Consider the following 18,114-nt stretch of genomic DNA (forward strand, 5'->3'; position numbering starts at 1 on the left):
CGTCATCTTAAAGTTGTTCTCTGAAAAAGGATTAAGGCAACTTTTCTAGTACGGCATTACATGTCTTTTGAATATGATTCGTGGTTAATTCTAACAATAAATCAATCTCTTTTTTCCTCATATAATCAATCATTTGATAATGTTCTTTCTGTGATAACGATAGATAATAAGAAGATGTAGAATAGATATTCATATAAGGGTCCACTCTTCCCCAAACCGCATTCAACATTTCAAGCATAGGCTTAGAAGTAGAATAAGAATAGATTTTTGTATGAAATTGTTTGTTTAAACCATTCCATTCAATGGGAGAAGGAATGGATTGGTCCATTTTTATTACCATTTTTGTTAACTCTTCGATTTCCTTTTCGCCAATGTTTGGGTACGACCATTCCATTGCCATTCTTTCCAAATTGATGCGTATTTGAAAAATCTCTACTAACTCTTTCGCGGAAAGCTGGCTTACATAAATGCTTCTTCTTTCAAAACGGACAAACCCTTCCGATTGTAATTTGTTTAGTGCTTCTCGCACTGGCATTGTACTAACCCCATAGCGTTCTGCCATTTTCCGGATTGAGATTTTTTCCCCGGGCACCAAATCTCCATTCATGATGCTCTCACGTATCCTTGTATACACTTCTTGAGCAAGAGTTGGGACCGCTACAATTTCTTTTTGGTCCATAATGCCCTATTCACCTCATTTTGTGATATGTGATCACACTTTATAATTCTATTCTATCCTTATGTAAATTTTTTCCGCAATATGTTTGTTAGAAAATCTGTCAATGTTTTTATCGTTTGAAAAAAGGAACAGCTCAGAGGTAGAAACCTAGGTTTGTTAAAGGACATTTATGTCCAATTTTACTAGGCTCTTTTCTGGTACTTTTGTTGCTTTTTGATAACGAAATTGGTAAAAAAATGCTTTGTATCACTGGAAAGTTGCTTCTTAATGATGAAAATGGAGCTTCTAGACTTCCTATTAACCATAAAAAATAGCTTATTTTGCGTTGAAATCGGCTTTAGGATTTTACGCTTACAGTCTTCGTTTAAATAAACAAAAAAAGCACAGAGTACCCGTGCTTTAGACCATACTATGTCCCCCATTGACAGGAAGAACCTGCCCAGTGATCCAATCGGACGTGGAGGATAGTAAAAATAAGATACACCCCGTAATATCATCTACTTTTCCTAATCGTTTTAACGGGTATTGCTTAATGATTTTTGCCAGTGTCGCTTCATGAAAGCTCTGTCCTTGGTCGATAAGTCCAAGGGAAACGGTGTTGCATTGAATCCCACTACTGCCAACATCCTGCGCTAGAGATTTTAGAAAACTGATTGCACCACTTCTTGCTGCTGCGGATACGATTAAATTACGATCCCCTGTGCGTGCCGAATCACCGACAATATTGATAAATTTACCACTATTATTCGCAATCATATCAGGAACAAACGTGTAAGCGAGGTGAAGAACACCGTTCAAACAAACATCAAGTTCGCGTTGCCATTCTCTAGGTTGATAGTCAAAAAAAGACTTGAATTGGGCATAACCTGCATTATTAACAATTCCGTCCACTGTTCCTAAATCACGATTAATTTTGGTGCGCATGTTTTGAACATCCTCCAAAGAAGCTAAATCCCCTGTAACCAGGACCACCTTCACACCATTTTCCTCTATTAACCTCGCCGTTTCTATAGCTTCCGTCTCAGAAGTTTGATAATGCAAGGCAATATTCGCCCCTTCACTTGCTAATGCTAAGGCAATGCCTCGCCCAACTCCCTTTGCACCACCTGTAATGAGAATATTTTTCTTTCTAAGCTTAAGGTCCATCTACTATCCTCCATCCTACCAAAAGGAAGCAGGACACTTTTAAGAAAGGCCCTGTTTCCTTTTCACGATTCTTTGAATCTCGCAGATTGTATCCTAAGAACCCACTTATACCATCGTTAATCCGCCACTAACAGACAAGGTTTGCCCAGTGACAAATTTTGCGTCTTCCGAAGTGAAATAGGCGACGGCACCAGCAATGTCTTCTGGTTGTGCCAAACGTCTAAACGGTATCGCTTTTTCAAGGGCCGTTTTAATTCCTTCATTATAAGTACCGATTTCCTGAAACATTGGCGTATCGCTCGGTCCGGGGGCCACACAGTTGATATTGATTTTATGACGCGCCATTTCACGAGCGAGCGTTTTTGTCAAAGCAACGACTCCGCCCTTTGCTGCCGAATAAACAGCCTCTCCGCTTGAACCAACGCGTGCGGCATCTGAAGCGATATTAACCACTTTGCCGTACCCGTTTTCAATCATCACTGGTAAAATTTCTTTACAAGTATGAATTTGTCCCATTAAGTTAATATCGACAATTCTCTTCCATGTATCAGGTTCACTTTTTAGAAAGGGTTCGACCTTATCCCAACCAGCATTATTCACCAACACATCAATTTTCCTAAAAATATCGACTGATTCTTTCACTGCATTTCGAACACTCTCTAAACTTGTTACATCACAATTGATTGCCACTGCTTCCCCGCCCTGTTTTTTTATCATAGACACGGTTTCCTCAGCGTTATTAGAATGAATATCAGCAACCACAATTGTCATCGAACGTAATGCTAGTGTCTTAGAAATTTCTCTGCCAATTCCACTGCCTGCCCCTGTTACAAATGCGATTCTATTAGTCATAAGATTCGCCTCCTATTAAGTTAATGATCATCGAACTTTACCCTGTGAACCGTACATTGTTGCTTCTTTATTTTCACTATGAGTTTGTTTGTACCTTTGGATTAAGCTTTTCTTCAATTAGTTGTCGCAATCTAAACTTTTGAATTTTCCCACTCGGGGTCCGTGGAAAATCATCAATTACTTCTACGCGTTCTGGCCAATATTGCTTCGCCACCCCTTTTTCAGTTAAATAAACTTTTAAACTTTCTAAAGTAATAGGCTCTGTTCCTGGTTTCATCTGAATGAAGGCACAAGCCCTTTCTTGTAATCGCTTATCAGGCATCGCCACGATTTGCGCGATGGAGATGTCAGGATGTTCGTAAAGGATATTTTCCACATACGCAACCGGAATGTTCTCGCCCCCACGAATGATAATATCTTTGTTTCGCCCTGTAATCTTAATATAGCCGTCTTCATCCATTACAGCCTGATCTCCGGTAATAAACCATTCCCCGTCGTGCTCCGAAAGCGTTTGCTCTATGCGTTTTAAATAACCAACAAATAGCGCTGGCCCTTTGGTAAGCAGACTGCCTTCTCGATTAGCAGGGCACGGATTGCCATGTTCATCCACAATTTTTACGATTGTCTCAGAATAAGCTCTTCCATCAGTACCTGTCAGCTTTTCTTCTGTGTCAGAAGGAGATGTAAGCGTAACGAGTCCGTTCTCTGTCTGTCCCCATCCTGACATGATTTTACAAGGAAGCTTTTCTCTTGCCTCTTTTACAATCGCTCTTGGAATTGGCGCACCAATCGCCGAGAAATAACGCAGCGAGCTTAGATCGAATTGATTCATGTTTTCAACGCGAATGAAATCTTGTAAAAATGGGGTTGCTGCCGTGGTAAACGTGATTTTTTCTTTCTCAATCAGTTCCACAAACTCATTTGGATTCCAAATGTCTTGGTAAACTGCGGTCCCACCAATGATAATTGGGAGCAAGACACCATAGAGAAACCCCGTTTGATGAGCAAATGTGGATGCCATGAACACAATGTCATCACATGTTAGCGCTAAATGTGGCACCAATGCACGCGAGGATCCAAGCACTGTGTTGTGCGTATGCATTACGCCTTTTGGTTCCCCGGTGGTCCCAGAGGTGAAGATTATTTCATTGACTTCATTCGGATCAAGGACAACTTTATCTAATATTGCACAGTCTCTTTTTTCCTCCCACGGTTCATCCATTAACAAAGAAAACGATTTCATTTCACTAGGTGTTTTGTTCCCAAGTACAAAAACATGTTCCAATGATGGCCATTGTACCGATAACCGGTACACCATCTCGGGGTAATCGAACCCACGGAATTCATCAGGAACCACCAATATTTTCGATTCCGCATGCTTCACCATATATCCAATCTCTCTGTCCCGATAAATAGGAATGAGCGGATTGGAGACAGCACCTATTTTTGTGGCTGCCAGGTAGAGAATCACAAATTCATTCCAATTTGGAAGTTGAAAAGAAATGACTTCTCCTTTTCTTAACCCAAATTCATAGAGTCCTAGAGCGACACGGTCTACTAGTTTCCCCAGCTCTTGAAATGTATAGCGGCTCTTTTTATCAATCAAAGCGACTTTATCAGGATTGTTTTTGATTGCTTCATTCAAATAATCCACAATCGTTTTATTTGGCCAATCCGAATGATATTGTTTCCTATACTCTTCCGTTAAGATTGTCTTGAAACCCATCCGTTCGTTCCCTCCCCATTTATCGTGCATTAAACTATCGCCTTCATCGGTTACCTTTCTCATGCTCCTTGACTCTAGTTAGGGCACCTATCACCTTCATTGGTTACCTTTCTCCTGCTCAATCACTCCAGTTAGGGCACCTATCACCTTCATTGGTTACCTTTCTCCTGCTCAATCACTCCAGTTAGGGTATCAATCACATTAGTACCTCGCTGACTGAGCCACTTTACTCTCTAAATTTCTTAAAATCTACCGGTCTCTTTTCTAAAAAAGCATTCATCCCTTCTGCTGATTCATCAGTTTTGTAAAACATCGCGAGGCTTGCCATCGCAATCTGAGAGATTCCCTCAATATTGGCTGAATCGGCATTGAAGGAGTATTTCAGCATTTTAATTGCTGTTGGGCTTTTCTCAACAATCTTCGCGGCCATTTCTTCTGATGCTGCCATTAATTCTTCTTGTGGGACAACTTTATTCACTAGCCCCATCTCTTTCGCTTCTTGAGCGGTATATTTTTCACACAAATACCAAATTTCCCGTGCTTTTTTCTCGCCTACGACCCTCGCTAAATAGGCCGTACCTAAGCCAGCATCATAGCTTCCTACCTTTGGACCACTTTGACCAAAGAGAGCACTTTCTGCAGCAATCGTTAAATCACAAATCACGTGAAGCACATGACCACCACCAATTGCATAACCATTCACGGCGGCAATCACCGGCTTTGGAATTGCACGAATCGTCCGGTGAAGGGCTTCGATCTCCAGTCCGATTCCACCGTTTAACCCTCCGGAACCATCGTAGCCATCATCGCCTTTATTTTTTTGATCCCCACCCGTACAAAACGCCTTTTCTCCAGCCCCAGTTAAGATCACCGCTCCAATGCTGTTGTCATCCCATGCATCTCGAAAGCACACAATTAATTCACTAACCGTTCTTGCCCGAAACGCATTGTAGACTTCAGGACGATTGATGGTGATTTTTGCGATTCCATTGTTTTTCTCATAAAGTACATCTGTTAATTGGTTGTTGATTTCCTCACCATTTGATTTAGTGTTTGTATGTTCCATCACTGATTCCTCCTATTTAGTGGTTTCAAATATTTTTAACATAATCTGGCCGATGACCACTTCTTTTCCTGTTGCATTCATGCAGGTTACTTTTTGTGTAATCCAGTTCCTCTCTTGATTGACATCGATTGTTTCCACTTCCGCGGTCACTTTCTCCCCAATATGGACTGGGGTAAGGTACAGAAGTTCTTTTTTAACTAAGCAACAGCGTCTGTTTGCAAATTCTTTACTAATGGCTTCGATGATTAACGCTTCACATAAAATCCCTGGAACTAAAGGTTTCTCAAAATAAATAGTTTCTTGATACACTTCATTTTCATCATGAGTTAAGTGACTCCATTTGCGGACATCTTGCACAGTAAAGGTTTTTTGAACTCGGCTAATTTGACCGATAAAAATGGTTTCGGTTTGGTTCATCTCGTGAGCACTCATCTTTTAATATGGTTTAAATTCTTTTCCAATTAACTCTCGAGCAATGACCATCTGATTCGCTTGTGCAGTCCCATCGCCAATTTCTAAACCAATGACATCACGCAAGCGTTGCTCAAGGGGCATTTCTTTTGTATAGGCATAATGACCATTCAACAGCATGCATTCATGAATTGCTTCTTGGGCGTATTTTGGTCCCAACCATTTAACAGAGGATGCTTCCTTCGAATGCTTTTTGTTCTTGTCACGAAGCCAAAGTCCCCGGTAGGCCTGCCATTTGATTAATTCTAATTGCGTATAGTGGGTAACGATGGGAAAGGAAACGCCCTGATTTTTTGCTAGTGGTTTTCCAAATGCGTGTCTCGTTTTCACATGCTCAATCGTTTCATCGAGACTTTGAAAAGCTGCACCCGCGCACTGTAACCCAATAAGCAACCGGCTTAAGTCAAATCCATTCATCACTTGGAAAAAACCATTGTTTTCAAGACCAATTAAATTTTCTTCAGGCACCTCAACATCGGTTAAATAAATGCTGCCCCGACCAATCGGTACATTGCCCATGTCCTCATAGCCCTTGCATTCCACTCCCGGTAAATCTGCTGGGACCACAAAAGCACTAATTCCCTTACTTCCAGAGTTAAGGTCTGTTTTTGCAAAGACAATGAATGCATCTCCAATTGTTGCGACACTGATTCCTGACTTTTCGCCATTTAATATATACTTATCTCCTTTATGTACAGCTGTTGAGCGGATTCCCGCTGCATCGGTCCCAGCTGCTGGTTCCGTAATGGCAATGCCCATAATTTTGTTACCGTTCGCAATTTCCGGGAGCCACGTTCTTTTCAATTGGTCAGTTGCATGATTGGTAAGGATTTCTGAGATGAGCGCGTTTAACATGACTCCATACGTTAAATTAAAATCGCCCCGACCAATTTCCTCTGCAGCAATCCCCGTGGTCACACATTCAGCCCCACTTCCGCCAAACGCTTCAGGAATTCGTAAACCATTCACCCCAAGTTCACCAAGTTTTTTCCATAGATGCCTCGGATGGGTGTTTTCTCGATCCCACTTCGTATAATGAGGAAGCAACTCGCTCTGCGAGAATTCTCTTAACATGGCACGAAAATATTCTTGTTCATCACTAAAGCTAAAATTCACCAAGATTTCTCCCCCCTTTGTCTTTGCCTATCTATAATGCAAAAAGCATGCCAAGTAGCACGCCCTTATTTTTCAAGGTTTATGAGTTTTATATTTTTGCAAAGCTGCTATTTTTTGCAAGATTGCGAATCAGATTTGCAAAATGAAAACAAAAGTACAGAAAGACAAGGGGTTTCACACCTTGTCTTTCCGGCTATCTCAAAATGTGTTTCCAATGAGTAGGAAGTTCAAACGTTTCAAGATGCTCAAACTTTACTAGTTTAAACTGACTGAGATTTATGCCGGGGGCTATTTCAAAGGTGAATCTGTCTTTGCCAATTTGTATATGGGGACCAACAACAGGGATTACATCCAGAACCAATACAAAGGAAAATGTACGATTTCCCCCAATTCTTTCAGCCTTTATTACCTCAATCTGATACGGATACACAGTAGATTTTTCAGTAATGATTTTTGAATAATAGTCGTTTACTTTAGCATCAATCACAGGGCCCAACAAAGTCATTAACATATCTTGATAAAGCAGTTCTGTTGAATCTAAAAAATCATTTATTTTCCCTTCCGTATGAGGGATTGGGTAAGCCAAATAAAAAGTAAGAATAACCCCTACAAAGAAAGCTCTTTTCATATCATGTCTCCTAAAACAGTCGTGAACATATTTTTCCCAACAAATGAACACCTTATCACTTTCTTAGGGTGTATCCCTATTCAACTTGAAGTTAGGGACAAACATTATGACAAAAAGAAAAAAGCAATGGATTCACCATTACTTTTTCGACTTTGATTATGGATCACAAGGTTTCCGTGAGGTCCCCCTAATTGATTTTATATTTAGAAATTTTCCGGTAAAGGCTTGCTGGGTGAATTTTTAATCTTTGCGCCGCTAATGTTTTATCTCCATTCGTTTCTTTTAGCGCCCATTGAATGGCTGCCATTTCTGCTTTTTTGACTTCTTCCTCTAAGCTTTTGACGTTGGAAAGCGTCGAGGTCGCGTTGGTTGGCGGTTGTTCAGCACGATCGGATAAAGAGGTGAAACGGAAACTATCCAACATTAACGTGTCTCCTTCCACGATATTCATTCCACGCTCAATTATAGCCCTTAGTTCGCGAATATTCCCTGGCCAGTCGTTGCTGACTAACCATTCTTGAAGGTCTGGGCCAATATACTTTACTTCACGATTAAACAGATTGTTATAATAGTTAATAAAATGCTCCGTTAAAGTCAAGATATCCTCTTTTCTTTGCCTTAGCGACGGAATTTTCAACTCGAATACATACAGGCGGTAAAATAAGTCCTGCCTGAATTTCCCTTCCTGCACCAAGGATTTTAGATCCCGATTGGTTGCAGCGATGATTCGTATGTCGACCGTTTTCGTGCCAGTGCCGCCAAGCCTTTCCACTTCTCTTTCCTGCAGAACACGTAAAAGTTTCCCTTGAGCCAGGTATGGCAGCTCCGAAATTTCGTCTAAAAATAATGTACCATTCTGGGCTAATTCAATTTTCCCAGGCTTCCCTTCTCGCTTAGCTCCACTAAACGCTCCAGCCTCATACCCAAACACCTCAGATTCAAATAAATCCTCTGGGATGGCCGCACAATTAACCGCGACAAATGGATGGTCTTTTCTCGAGCTTAACCCATGAATTGCCTGAGCAAATAATTCCTTTCCCGTTCCACTTTCTCCAGTGAGTAGAACAGTTGAATTACTCGTTGCAATGCGAGCAGCAAGCTCTTTTATTTGCATCATTAATGGCCCATCACCGACAATGTCCTCAAAGCTATATCGATTGTTACTATTTGTCTTTTTCTGGACTTTTGGCTTGTTTATGGAATTCATAAAAGAAGTAATTTCATAGAGGTCAATTTCAGAGTTTTTCACAAGGATGGAGTAACAAGTGTGTTTATTTATTTTCTCTGTTCGAATGAGGCAGGGTTGGCCGTTAATCACACCAAAGAACACATTCTTTCTTCCAACAACAGAGGATGGTCTCGGGGTTGTCTCTTTGATGATCGCGTCGACTGAAAACCCTTTCAAATCTGTTGGAGTAAGGCTGAAAGAATGATAAAAATCTGAACTTATCTCCAGAATCAATCCACTATCATCAACAACTAAATAATCCGATGGCTTTAAATCAGCTTCTATTTTTCTTTCAATTTTCACCATTTATATCACCTAAGAACTCTGTTCTGATAAAATTAGAATCACAACCTGACCCTTCACTACTTCCGTTCCTAACTGGTTATAACACGTCACTTTTAATGTCACCCAATTTCTTGATTCATTAATATCAATAACTTCAAGCTCCGCCATCACTTCATCGCCAATATGGAGAGGGTAATAGAACACCAATTCCTTCTGAAGCAAAATACATGGGCCCCCAGGAAGTTTCTTGCTGATCGTCTGATGAATCAACCCTTCCGTTAATAGTCCCGGAATGATTGGCTTCTGGTACTTATCTCCAAAATAATTTTCCTGATAAATCGGACTATAATCTAAGGTCAATTCTGAGCAAAGCTTCACATCGACTTCCGTAAAAACCCGCTTTGACCGGGCAATTTGTCCAATAAACATTTGATTGATTGAGAGACTCATATTTTCAATCTCCTATACGAAAAATTTAGAATATTAACTCTAATTATAACTATACAGCTGTCCCCTGATGAAAGCAAGACGACTGGGGAAGTACCTCTTCCGGACATTCAGTCCTTCACATGCTCGCAACAGGGCATGCATCCCCTACCCATTCATCCTTAAGTCATGCTATTATAAATAGAATGAAAGAATGATAAGCTAACTTTCTGATAGAAGGGATTTTTGATGAACAACAAAAGTATTCATTTTCCAAACCAATTGCCAAATCTAAATCGAGCGAATGTCACAAATGATGTTTTAGCTGGACTTACGATTTTCATCATGCTCGTACCACAAGGGATGGCCTATGCGATGCTGGCTGGTCTACCGCCTGTGATGGGACTGTACGCTTCAACCATTCCCTTATTTCTTTATGCCTGGTTTTCTTCTTCGAAGCATTTGTCGATTGGTCCAGTCGCTACCACCTCCTTACTGGTCTTTACAGGGGTATCGATGTATGCAGAACCAAATTCGACGAATTATATTTCTCTCGTACTTACACTCACCCTCATGGTAGGGTTCATTCAGCTTTTATTTGGACTTTTAAAGGTCGGCTTTATTGTAAAATTTATCCCTCACTCTGTTTTAAATGGTTATACATCCGCCGCGGCCATTGTGATTGCGATGAGTCAGATCAAACATTTGCTTGGGGTAGAAGGTTCAAGTCATTTGCAAATACATCTTCAATTGGTTGAACTTTTTAAACACATTCCAGAAATGAATCTAACTACCGTTCTGATTGCACTAGGGAGTATTGCCATGCTTCTTGGTTTTAAAAGAATAAAAGGGTTTCCAGGTGCTTTTGTTGTTGTGATTTCAGCGATCGCTCTTGTTTCTTTCTTTCACTTAGAGGGAAAAGGAGTAGATATTGTTGGGGAAGTTCCAACCGGCTTGCCATCTTTTGCCTTTCCACACCTAACGTTAAATACTGTCCAGATGTTATGGCCAATGGCGTTTACGATTGCGATCATTAGTTTTATGGAGTCGCTTGCGATTGCCAAAGCAGTGGCGCGGAAAGCAAAATATAAAATCTATCCAAATCAAGAACTAAAGGCATTGGGGATAGCGAATTTGATTGGGGCCTGTTTCCATTCTTACCCGATTAGCGGAAGTTTTTCGCGAACTGCTGTCAATAAGGATGCAGGTGGGTACAGCCAACTCACTTCTGTCGTGACTGGTCTTTTAGTGTTAGTGACCATCTTATTTTTTACTTCCTTCTTTTATTATTTGCCTTATGCTGTGCTAGCGGCAATCATCGTGGTATCTGTTTATCGCTTAGTCGATATAAAAGAATTAAAGCATCTATTTCAGGTGAATCCATTTGAAGGATGGACATGGATTACCACTTTTACTATTACTTTAGTCATTGGGATTCAGTGGGGCATTTTATTAGGATCGATTTTCACCTTGATGCTAATTTTAATGAAAAGTACCAATCTCAATATTGTTGAATTAGGTTATTTAGAATCCAAAAAGGCGTTTCGAAATGTCAATCGATATCCAGAAGCCAATACGCTCGAAGACGTGTTATTGGTTCGAATCGATTCTTCTTTACATTTTGCCAATAGCTCTGTTCTAGATGAAAAAATCAAAATGTTTCTTCGTAATAAACCAGAAGCGAAACGGGTAATCATGGATATGTCCGGCGTCAACGACATCGACACCATCTCCGTTGAAACAATCGGCGAGATGATTGAGTATTACCAAGAAGAAGAAAAGATTACCTTCTTTTTTGTAAATATGAAAGGTTTGGTCCGGGATAAAGTCAATAAAGCAGAATGGCGAACCTCCTATAAAGAGTCGATCAACTTATCATTAGAAAAAATGCTAAAAGAAAAAGGACTCAACTACAAAGACAAACGCAAATTCATTCCAGATGTACTGGATTATCAAATCTAATAAAGAACAGAAACAAAAATGGGACAAGGATTTATTCCTCGTCCCATTTTTTGTTTAATAGGCTGTTTTCAGACACCTACTTTGTCCATGCTTATTATTGAATATCCTCATCGTTTTTGTATTCTAAAAGATCTCCCGGTTGACAATCTAAAGCCTTACAAACGGCTTCTAATGTGGATAAGCGAATCGCCTTTGCCTTGCCATTTTTCAAGATTGACAAGTTCGCCATCGTAATTCCAACCTTCTCCGAAAGTTCCGTGACACTCATTTTTCGTTTCGCCAACATTACATCAATATTTATTATTATCGCCATCGTAATCACCTCAGACCGTTAAATCATTTTCAGATTTTATATTGATTGCTTCTTGTAATAGCCTTTGGAGAACAGCAGCAAAGACTGCAATAACCATTGCCGCACCCACAACTACCAAATTAAGTAACGCGAGACCTGGCGCGTCATCCCACTCTGCAATGATAAAAACGAATGGCAGAGCTACCACATACAAGCATGTAATAGTGATGGCACATTTTTTTATGCTTTTAAGCGCGGTTACTGAAATCTGCGAGAACGCTTGGTTCTTATCAATATAACTTAACAGTTTTAAAGCTTGATACAAGGCGAAGTAAAATGGGATGGCCGAAACATACATGATGATTACAAGTGCAAATACCATATAAGCAAGCGTTGGACCATCAGTTACATGTTTCATTGCTAATTTTGCTAGGTTAGGTAACAAAAAGATGCAGGCCCCCAGCACAGGAATCCCCATAATAATAACAGCCAATTTTAAAAACAGTGTTGATCCTTGTTTCATTCTAAAAGCACCTCTCTAATTTGATTTCTTTTTGATTTTAGCACCGAATTTATCGTTTTACAATAAATTTTTATCTTGTTTTCTATATTTTTTATTGTTATCTCACCCTACAAAAATATGTAACCGGTAGAAACATTCCACATTTATGTATACATTCCTATATTTCCTAGAGGATCCTAGGGAAGTGATAGTTAAAGGGTGTGTTCGGACTGTCCCGAGCAGAAAACAAAAGCTTGAGTCCGAATGTGAATTGTGTTCGGACAGCATCAGCTTAAAAATCGGAATCTGAGTCCGAATGTGAGTTGTGTTCGGACAGCACCAGCTTGAAAATCGGAATCTGAGTCCGAATAAGGGTTTTGTTCGGACAGCAACAGCTTAAAAATCGGAATCTGAGTCCGAATGAGGGTTGTGTTCGGACAGCAACAGCTTAAAAATCGGAATCTGAGTCCGAATGTGAGTTGTGTTCGGACAGCCACACCTTGAAAAACAGAATCTGAGTCCGAACGTACTCCCGCAGGAGACTCCGTGCTACCGCTCCAATCAACGTAAGAAAAAACAATGTACTTTAACACAGCCATTTTAAAAAAGTTCCTGAACCTAATGGTTTTCCCAATTTTTTATTCGTGATGAGTATCACAAAACCATCAAGGTTTTTGATATATGCTTCAAGAAGGATAAATAAGATTGAAGTCACACTAAATGATAAAAAGATTTTTAAAAAAAGAACGCTAGGAGGGATTGGTCATGAAAGCTTCGAACCATGTTTTCTCTGCTCCACTTCAACAATTAATTAACGAGCATGTATCCTTAAGAGCAGATATGGACATCTTCTATGAAATGACCGAAGAGATTGAATGCGAATCAGGCCCTATTGTGGTTCAATTGTTTGCGGAATTGTACAATCTAGTTTCAGATTTTACTATTAAGCTGAAGGCCCATTCCACCCGTGAGGAAGAAGGATTATTTCCGTTCATGAATCGCCGTCTTGGAAAGAATGACACTACCATAGAGGAGATGGAGGAAGAGCATGAAAAAGCAGAACAGCATCTAGAGGATTTTCTAACCGAAGCAGCCCAAGCAGGTTCGAACTTAGATGAAGAGTATGCCCAATTCATTTCAGTTTTCGCTGTACAAGCCTATGCAACCTTGACCCAACACTTTGCTAAAGAAGAAAAAGTACTATTTCCATTGGCAGAGAAGATCTTGTCAAGGAACGAGATGGAGGAACTTGAAAAATTGGTTCAGGTAGGTTAATCGAATGTTGTGATAAAAAGTAAAAACTGCTAACGAAAAACAAATAAAAGCTTGTAGAGGAGACAACTCTCTACAAGCTTTTGTTCTCAAAAAAGTCGTTGAATGATTGTATGGCCATGTATGAATCAGATACAATTATTTGCTGTACAGTCCCCCTATAAAATGAGCCAAATCACAGTCTCCCAAGCATGCCACTCATATTTACTAGCTATCTCTGATACAAATTCAATTTCAACCTATAGCTTTTTCAAATATCTTTTGCAATCCTTTTCCAGCCTTTTCTAATGCATCCTTCCCTAAATCAATCACAGCTGCCATGCTTGCAAAGCCATGAATGGTCCCATCATAGCGAATACACTCAACTTCTACACCTGCGTCCGATAGTTTCTTGGCATATGCCTCTCCTTCATCACGCAAAGGGTCAAACTCAGCGGTGATGACAATTGCGGGAGGAAGATTCTTGAAATTTCCAAAAAACATTGGTGTCACAAGTGGATTATTTTTATCTTCCTCCTTTTCTATATAGCATTTAAAAAACCAATCCATCATTCCTGAGGTGAGCATATATCCTTCCGCATTTTCCTGTCTAGATGCTGTTAGCGGTGTAATTCCTGCGCCAGTGCTTGGATAGAGCAACACTTGATAACAGATGGCTGGCGTATTTTTTTCTTTCGCAAGGTGTGCAACGACAGCTGCAAGGTTTCCGCCTGCACTGTCACCCCCAATTGCGATTCGGGACTGATCTACTTGAAATTCGTCAGCATGATCATAAACATATTGTACAGAAGCGTAGGCATCTTCCACTGCGGCCGGGAATTTATTTTCAGGCGCAAGTCGGTAATCAACAGAAATCGTGACACAGTTCGCATGGTTAGTAAGGGCACGACATATCCCATCGTGTGAGTCAAGATTTCCTAACACCCAGCCGCCCCCATGAAAATAAACGAGGCCAGGATAACTAGGTTGGACGTCCTTTGGATAATAAACCCGAACAGGAATATCCCCATCAGGACCTGGAATAATTCTATTCTCTACTTTTCCTACCGGTTCAGGTTCCTGCCCCTGCGGTAAGGTTTGTGCCATCCTTGCTTGTTCTAGAGGTAATGTTTCGAGTGGTGGGATACCTGCTGCTGCCATTTGGTCTAATACAAACTTTGTTTGTGGATCAAGTGTCATCGCTTTACCTTCCTTCTTACAGAATATTCTTGCAATAAAGTATATTAATAGACCTGTTTCATTAGACTTGTCTAAATCCTTCCTAAAATACCTACCTTATAGTCAAAACAATAATGGTTACTTACCTAGTTTGGAACCTACTAAAATCTTTACTATTATCTTACCAACCGAATATTTACGCTAAACGACCTCCTCCTAAAAAAAAGGAGCTCAAATGAAGGAACATCCCTAAGGAGTGCATTCATGTAAGCTCCACATTTCTGTTGAATTTTAAACTTATTCCCACAATAGTACATTATTAAAACGCTATCAAGGGTTTCTACCAAACTCAAAGATTCATTTTCAACACCAATTTCTGAAAATCAATTTCCTTTATTTGATAACCGACCTTATTTTTTTAGGTTCCTATTAATAAAAATTCTAGAAAATGCTATCATTTCTCTGCAAGCAGTTTCGTATCGCTGCCCAAAACACTACTTAACTTTTGAAATACTTCAGTTGCAAAGACTTTGTAACCTTTTTCAGTTAAATGAATGCCATCAAGACTAATTAGGTCTTCTAAATCTCCGGCACGACTTATTGCACTTCTCACATCAATACTCATAACATCCAACTCATGGGCAATCGTTTTAATGGCCGCATTGTATCTACTATGCCAATGCTCAATTCCGCCAACTTTGCAAATCCAGTTGCTCACTTTAGAGCTGAAATTTTCCGTAATTCTATCATAGTACCGAACTGGATCTAATGGTGGTAAAGTAGAAAGAATGGGTGTCATTCCCGCCTCTTTAATATTGATAACGATTGATTTTAGGTTGTTTATATACCTATCTAAGGGAACGGTGGCATGATGGACAGCATCTGGTTTACTAGCAACCTCTGACCATGCAAAGTCACAGTCATTCCCGCCAATTTCAATGATGACATAATCCGGTTTTGTTTCGATTACATCCCGTTCTAATCTCTTAATAAGGATATCAGAATTATCATTAAATGCTCCTTTATTCATTACGAGAATATCATTTTCATCATTATTATTGTTATTTAAAAATAATTCTTGGAGGATTTTTGGATAATTGTTTTTCAAAATCTTTAACCGTCCATCTACAAAAGAAACTCCCCGTGTCAAACTATCTCCAAAACAAATAATCTTCATATCCCATTCCCCTTACGCTCTGACATTACTATATTATAATATAATTTATTATAAAAAACTCGTTATATGCTTTATCGAACTAAAGAAACAATGCCTGACCCCCTGTACAGCGTTACTGCACTAGAAGTCAGGCACTAGATCTTTCCCCTAAAATTCTTTATCCTTGCTTTTCTTCTTCATCCCCAATTTTCCCAACATAATCAATTAAAAAGTGTAATACAATCAGCGGAAGGATGGACCCTAATCCGACATACAAGATGGCAAAAAATAGACCAATAAGGCTGGTTCTTACTACATTTCCTACCCCTTGATACGTATGAGCGAGACCAAATACGAAAGCGGAAAGAACTAAAATAATCCAGATAGACAAGGAAGGAAACAACGTGGTTAAGGCATAGATCAGAAAGCCACGATAGATGATCTCCTCGGTAAACCCAGCTGTCCAAGAAACATAGGTCCAAACCTTTTTATCTTCCTTCGAGACTGGCATAATATCAGTGAACTTGCTTTTCTCAAGCTCTCGCTGTTGTGCTTGAATAAAAGAGTTTCTTAGCTTTTCACTTACTCTGGATCCAACTAGATAATAGATAAGAATGAGAAAGTTTACAACCCCTACGCCTAATGCGAAATAAGTGAACCACGGTCCTAATGTTTGCGTATCCAACTGGATGCCACTTACCCCTATATCTACAAAAGTGAGCGGTCCCATCAGGACCATGCCAAAGATGACGAGTGTCGGCACCCAAAGCGCTACCATGATTTTTTTATAATATCGTACTCTTTCCTCTGGATGAAGACGGACCCTAGCTGTAAATTTCTGATAGTCAAAATAACCATAAACTGGTTCATAGAGTAATAGAAACAGAATGAGCAGCCAATACCAAATCTCCATCATTTTTCCCCCAGTACACTATTTTGAGATTACCTTTTGTCTCTCAGTTATCATGTTGTAGAAAGCATCCTTCTCGTCTACACTGAGGAAAATCCTGCTAATCATATGACTTTTCCCAATGAGTGGCTTGCTATCAATTGGTTCGATTAATTCTATTTCAAAGGTGGGTGCATCGAAACCTAGTAAAGATAAATCAAGCACCTCTTTATTTTTACGGTCATTTTCATAATGAATGCTTCCGTTTCTCAGTTCTTTTATGTTTTTTACATCAATGAGTACCTTCTGCCGAATTCCGATTTTCATTCCTAGTTCGTTGTCTTTAAAAGAGATTGGATTTTTGACGACTGCTTTTAAATCCACAATCAAGAAACTCCCTATAAAAACACAAAGAATCAAATGCAACCAATGTAAGATTGGGCTCCATTTATAAAGCAAAAAAGAAACTCCAACAGATTCAAGTACAATTACACCAATCATCGCATAGGTAAACCCAATATAACCAGATTGCTTGTGATAGGTAAAAAGACGAACTTCATGTTCATCGTGGTGAACATTCGTTTCCATTGTGGACTGATTCAAGATACACCCACCCCTTTTTTAAATTAAAGGCTCCTTCTCTTCATCTTCTGTAACAATTTCATGTAATTTCTTTAGAATCTCGTGGTATTTTAAAATATCTTCTTTTGGCAACTTCATAAAATACTTTTCTAGCACCATTTCATCGATGGCATTCATTTCTTCATAAAACTTTTCCCCTTGTATATCCAATAAAACAAAAACTTCTCTGCGGTTGTCTTTGTTCACCTCTCTTTTCACATATTGTTTACTCTCCAGTTTGCGGATAAATTGACTGGCAGCACTTGGAGTCGCGTTTATTAGTTCCGCTACCTCATTCATGGTGAGCTTTTTCTTCATATCTAACGTACTAAGTACGAGAGATTGTTTCGTTGATAAGTCATTCTCATCTAAAAGCCTCTTATATTCATTTATGAAAACGGCTTTAATCCCCTCGGAATATTGATTTGCTTGTATTAGAATCTTTTTGAGGTCCATTTTGTCTACACCTAATCCTTTCATTTTCTAAACTCTTTAAAATTGTTTATATTTCATTTTAATTAATATTTAACTTTACTTAAGTATATGATAATTTTTCCAGATTATCAACCTGAATAAACAGAAATTTACAATTTATAACGCTCACGTAAAAAACCACCTAGTTTTCGGTAGTTATTCGTA

19 protein-coding genes are annotated in these 18,114 nt (G+C 39.5%); 2 read left to right on the forward strand and 17 right to left on the reverse strand.

Annotated features, from left to right (window positions below; all coding sequences use genetic code 11):
• Positions 1-31: 31 nt before the first annotated feature.
• From H0185_RS02915 to H0185_RS02960, 10 genes are all read right to left on the reverse strand, one after another.
• Complete coding sequence (locus H0185_RS02915) at positions 32-679, reverse strand: GntR family transcriptional regulator (protein ID WP_221871045.1); 648 nt, start codon at positions 677-679, stop codon at positions 32-34.
• Positions 680-1,078: 399 nt separating this feature from the next.
• Entirely contained in the window at positions 1,079-1,825 is a 747-nt protein-coding gene (locus H0185_RS02920) for an SDR family NAD(P)-dependent oxidoreductase (protein WP_221871047.1), read from the reverse strand.
• A gap of 105 nt (positions 1,826-1,930) precedes the next feature.
• A complete protein-coding gene (locus H0185_RS02925) occupies positions 1,931-2,677 on the reverse strand; it encodes an SDR family NAD(P)-dependent oxidoreductase (protein WP_221871049.1) in 747 nt (248 codons plus the stop codon).
• A 76-nt stretch (positions 2,678-2,753) separates the two neighbouring features.
• The gene (locus H0185_RS02930; RefSeq protein ID WP_246628975.1) at positions 2,754-4,466 is read right to left on the reverse strand and encodes an AMP-binding protein; all 1,713 of its coding nucleotides are present in this window, start codon (positions 4,464-4,466) and stop codon (positions 2,754-2,756) included.
• A gap of 163 nt (positions 4,467-4,629) precedes the next feature.
• Complete coding sequence (gene menB, locus H0185_RS02935) at positions 4,630-5,469, reverse strand: 1,4-dihydroxy-2-naphthoyl-CoA synthase (RefSeq protein WP_221871051.1); 840 nt, start codon at positions 5,467-5,469, stop codon at positions 4,630-4,632.
• Positions 5,470-5,481: 12 nt separating this feature from the next.
• A complete protein-coding gene (locus H0185_RS02940) occupies positions 5,482-5,886 on the reverse strand; it encodes a hotdog family protein (protein WP_221871053.1) in 405 nt (134 codons plus the stop codon).
• An 18-nt stretch (positions 5,887-5,904) separates the two neighbouring features.
• The gene (locus tag H0185_RS02945) at positions 5,905-7,056 is read right to left on the reverse strand and encodes an acyl-CoA dehydrogenase family protein (protein ID WP_221871162.1); all 1,152 of its coding nucleotides are present in this window, start codon (positions 7,054-7,056) and stop codon (positions 5,905-5,907) included.
• Positions 7,057-7,249: 193 nt separating this feature from the next.
• The gene (locus H0185_RS02950; protein WP_221871055.1) at positions 7,250-7,684 is read right to left on the reverse strand and encodes a DUF3888 domain-containing protein; all 435 of its coding nucleotides are present in this window, start codon (positions 7,682-7,684) and stop codon (positions 7,250-7,252) included.
• A gap of 187 nt (positions 7,685-7,871) precedes the next feature.
• Complete coding sequence (locus tag H0185_RS02955) at positions 7,872-9,218, reverse strand: sigma-54 interaction domain-containing protein (protein ID WP_221871058.1); 1,347 nt, start codon at positions 9,216-9,218, stop codon at positions 7,872-7,874.
• A 9-nt stretch (positions 9,219-9,227) separates the two neighbouring features.
• A complete protein-coding gene (locus H0185_RS02960) occupies positions 9,228-9,647 on the reverse strand; it encodes a hotdog family protein (protein WP_221871060.1) in 420 nt (139 codons plus the stop codon).
• A gap of 225 nt (positions 9,648-9,872) precedes the next feature.
• Here H0185_RS02960 and H0185_RS02965 point away from each other — a divergent pair, with 225 nt between their 5' ends.
• Entirely contained in the window at positions 9,873-11,585 is a 1,713-nt protein-coding gene (locus H0185_RS02965) for a SulP family inorganic anion transporter (protein ID WP_221871062.1), read from the forward strand.
• 94 nt (positions 11,586-11,679) lie between these two features.
• Here H0185_RS02965 and H0185_RS02970 read toward each other — a convergent pair whose 3' ends face one another.
• Complete coding sequence (locus H0185_RS02970; protein ID WP_221871064.1) at positions 11,680-11,898, reverse strand: helix-turn-helix domain-containing protein; 219 nt, start codon at positions 11,896-11,898, stop codon at positions 11,680-11,682.
• Positions 11,899-11,908: 10 nt separating this feature from the next.
• A complete protein-coding gene (locus H0185_RS02975; RefSeq protein ID WP_221871065.1) occupies positions 11,909-12,400 on the reverse strand; it encodes a DUF2975 domain-containing protein in 492 nt (163 codons plus the stop codon).
• Between the two features lie 744 nt (positions 12,401-13,144).
• On the opposite strand from H0185_RS02975, the gene H0185_RS02980 reads away from it, so the two are divergent.
• Positions 13,145-13,654 (forward strand): hemerythrin domain-containing protein, encoded by a 510-nt coding sequence (locus H0185_RS02980; RefSeq protein ID WP_221871067.1) that lies wholly within the window; start codon positions 13,145-13,147, stop codon positions 13,652-13,654.
• A 231-nt stretch (positions 13,655-13,885) separates the two neighbouring features.
• On the opposite strand, the gene H0185_RS02985 is transcribed toward H0185_RS02980, so the two are convergent.
• From H0185_RS02985 to H0185_RS03005, 5 genes are all read right to left on the reverse strand, one after another.
• Positions 13,886-14,830, reverse strand: coding sequence for an alpha/beta hydrolase (locus H0185_RS02985; protein WP_221871068.1), 945 nt, complete (start codon positions 14,828-14,830; stop codon positions 13,886-13,888).
• A gap of 433 nt (positions 14,831-15,263) precedes the next feature.
• Positions 15,264-15,986, reverse strand: coding sequence for an SGNH/GDSL hydrolase family protein (locus tag H0185_RS02990; protein ID WP_221871070.1), 723 nt, complete (start codon positions 15,984-15,986; stop codon positions 15,264-15,266).
• 157 nt (positions 15,987-16,143) lie between these two features.
• On the reverse strand, positions 16,144-16,881 hold the full coding sequence (locus H0185_RS02995; RefSeq protein WP_221871072.1) for a CPBP family intramembrane glutamic endopeptidase: 738 nt from the start codon (positions 16,879-16,881) through the stop codon (positions 16,144-16,146).
• A gap of 15 nt (positions 16,882-16,896) precedes the next feature.
• Positions 16,897-17,457 carry a hypothetical protein gene (locus tag H0185_RS03000; RefSeq protein ID WP_221871074.1) on the reverse strand — a complete coding sequence of 187 codons (561 nt, stop codon included), beginning with the start codon at positions 17,455-17,457 and terminating at the stop codon, positions 16,897-16,899.
• Positions 17,458-17,475: 18 nt separating this feature from the next.
• Positions 17,476-17,955: a MarR family winged helix-turn-helix transcriptional regulator gene (locus tag H0185_RS03005; protein ID WP_221871076.1), complete on the reverse strand. Its 480-nt coding sequence runs from the start codon at positions 17,953-17,955 to the stop codon at positions 17,476-17,478.
• Positions 17,956-18,114: the final 159 nt, after the last annotated feature.

The organism is Mesobacillus maritimus (assembly GCF_019749255.1).
In the GTDB taxonomy this organism is placed as follows: Bacteria; Bacillota; Bacilli; order Bacillales; family Cytobacillaceae; genus Mesobacillus_B; species Mesobacillus_B maritimus_A.

Excerpts from the sequence above, each read along its gene's own strand:
- H0185_RS02915 (WP_221871045.1), bottom strand. The coding sequence starts at position 679 with ATGGACCAAAAAGAAATTGTAGCGGTCCCAACTCTTGCTCAAGAAGTG.
- H0185_RS02920 (WP_221871047.1), bottom strand. The coding sequence starts at position 1,825 with ATGGACCTTAAGCTTAGAAAGAAAAATATTCTCATTACAGGTGGTGCA.
- H0185_RS02925 (WP_221871049.1), bottom strand. The coding sequence starts at position 2,677 with ATGACTAATAGAATCGCATTTGTAACAGGGGCAGGCAGTGGAATTGGC.
- H0185_RS02930 (WP_246628975.1), bottom strand. The coding sequence starts at position 4,466 with ATGAGAAAGGTAACCGATGAAGGCGATAGTTTAATGCACGATAAATGG.
- menB (WP_221871051.1), bottom strand. The coding sequence starts at position 5,469 with ATGGAACATACAAACACTAAATCAAATGGTGAGGAAATCAACAACCAA.
- H0185_RS02940 (WP_221871053.1), bottom strand. The coding sequence starts at position 5,886 with ATGAACCAAACCGAAACCATTTTTATCGGTCAAATTAGCCGAGTTCAA.
- H0185_RS02950 (WP_221871055.1), bottom strand. The coding sequence starts at position 7,684 with ATGAAAAGAGCTTTCTTTGTAGGGGTTATTCTTACTTTTTATTTGGCT.
- H0185_RS02955 (WP_221871058.1), bottom strand. The coding sequence starts at position 9,218 with ATGGTGAAAATTGAAAGAAAAATAGAAGCTGATTTAAAGCCATCGGAT.
- H0185_RS02960 (WP_221871060.1), bottom strand. The coding sequence starts at position 9,647 with ATGAGTCTCTCAATCAATCAAATGTTTATTGGACAAATTGCCCGGTCA.
- H0185_RS02965 (WP_221871062.1), top strand. The coding sequence starts at position 9,873 with ATGAACAACAAAAGTATTCATTTTCCAAACCAATTGCCAAATCTAAAT.
- H0185_RS02970 (WP_221871064.1), bottom strand. The coding sequence starts at position 11,898 with ATGGCGATAATAATAAATATTGATGTAATGTTGGCGAAACGAAAAATG.
- H0185_RS02975 (WP_221871065.1), bottom strand. The coding sequence starts at position 12,400 with ATGAAACAAGGATCAACACTGTTTTTAAAATTGGCTGTTATTATTATG.
- H0185_RS02980 (WP_221871067.1), top strand. The coding sequence starts at position 13,145 with ATGAAAGCTTCGAACCATGTTTTCTCTGCTCCACTTCAACAATTAATT.
- H0185_RS02985 (WP_221871068.1), bottom strand. The coding sequence starts at position 14,830 with ATGACACTTGATCCACAAACAAAGTTTGTATTAGACCAAATGGCAGCA.
- H0185_RS02990 (WP_221871070.1), bottom strand. The coding sequence starts at position 15,986 with ATGAAGATTATTTGTTTTGGAGATAGTTTGACACGGGGAGTTTCTTTT.
- H0185_RS02995 (WP_221871072.1), bottom strand. The coding sequence starts at position 16,881 with ATGATGGAGATTTGGTATTGGCTGCTCATTCTGTTTCTATTACTCTAT.
- H0185_RS03005 (WP_221871076.1), bottom strand. The coding sequence starts at position 17,955 with ATGAAAGGATTAGGTGTAGACAAAATGGACCTCAAAAAGATTCTAATA.